At 63.3% G+C, this 1,261-nt stretch carries 1 protein-coding gene; it reads right to left on the bottom strand.

Going from position 1 to position 1,261, the window contains the following annotated elements; translation table 11 throughout:
• Positions 1-70: 70 nt before the first annotated feature.
• Positions 71-1,261: elongation factor Tu (gene tuf, locus Q8K84_RS15710; protein ID WP_305283646.1), on the bottom strand; the 1,191-nt coding region annotated here is incomplete at its 5' end.

Genomic DNA, 1,261 nt, shown 5'->3' with positions numbered 1-1,261 from the left:
GCCCAAGGAAAAGGCCGCCGGGGTTTCCCCCGACGGCCTTGGCCTTCGTGTCTGGCTGTGAGGCCTTCGACTATTCGGTGATCTTGGCCACGACGCCGGCGCCGACGGTGCGGCCGCCCTCGCGGATGGCGAAGCGCAGGCCCTGGTCCATGGCGATCGGGGTGATCAGCTCCACGTCCAGCTCGGCGTTGTCGCCCGGCATGATCATTTCCACGCCTTCGCGCAGCTTGATGATCCCCGTCACGTCCGTCGTCCGGAAGTAGAACTGCGGACGATAGTTGGTGAAGAACGGCGTGTGACGGCCACCCTCTTCCTTGGTCAGGATATAGGCCTCGGCCACGAACTTGGTGTGCGGCGTGATCGAACCCGGCTTGCAGAGAACCTGGCCGCGCTCAACGTCTTCACGCTTGGTGCCGCGCAGCAGAACGCCGACATTGTCGCCCGCCTGGCCCTGGTCCAGCAGCTTGCGGAACATCTCGACGCCCGTGCAGGTCGTCTTCTGAACCGGACGGATGCCGACAATCTCGACTTCCTCGCCAACCTTGACGATGCCCTTTTCGATCCGGCCGGTCACCACCGTGCCACGACCCGAGATGGAGAACACGTCTTCCACCGGCATCAGGAACGGAAGGTCCACCGGACGCTCCGGCTGCGGGATGTACTCGTCCACCGTCTTCATCAGCGCCAGAATGGCGTTCTCGCCGATTTCCGGATCGCGGTTTTCAACCGCCGCCAGGGCCGAGCCCTTGGTGATCGGGATGTCGTCGCCCGGGAACTGATAGGACGACAGCAGCTCGCGCAGCTCCATCTCCACCAGGTCCAGCAGCTCCTCATCGTCGACCATGTCGACCTTGTTCAGGAACACCACCAGGGCCGGCACGCCAACCTGACGGGCCAGCAGAATGTGCTCGCGGGTCTGCGGCATCGGACCATCAGCGGCCGAGCACACCAGGATCGCGCCGTCCATCTGCGCCGCGCCCGTGATCATGTTCTTCACATAGTCAGCGTGACCAGGGCAGTCGACGTGGGCGTAGTGACGGTTGGCCGTCTCATATTCCACGTGCGCCGTGTTGATCGTGATGCCACGGGCCTTCTCTTCCGGCGCCGCGTCAATCTCGTCGTACTTCTTCGCCGTCGCACCGCCGGACTTCGCCAGCGTCATCGTGATCGCCGCCGTCAGCGTCGTCTTCCCATGGTCAACGTGACCAATCGTGCCGATGTTGCAATGCGGCTTATTGCGTTGGAATTTCTCTTTGGCCAT

This window comes from Phenylobacterium sp., assembly GCF_030679875.1.
Lineage (GTDB): Bacteria > Pseudomonadota > Alphaproteobacteria > Caulobacterales > Caulobacteraceae > Phenylobacterium.
This window is presented reverse-complemented; position numbering and strand designations above follow the sequence as displayed.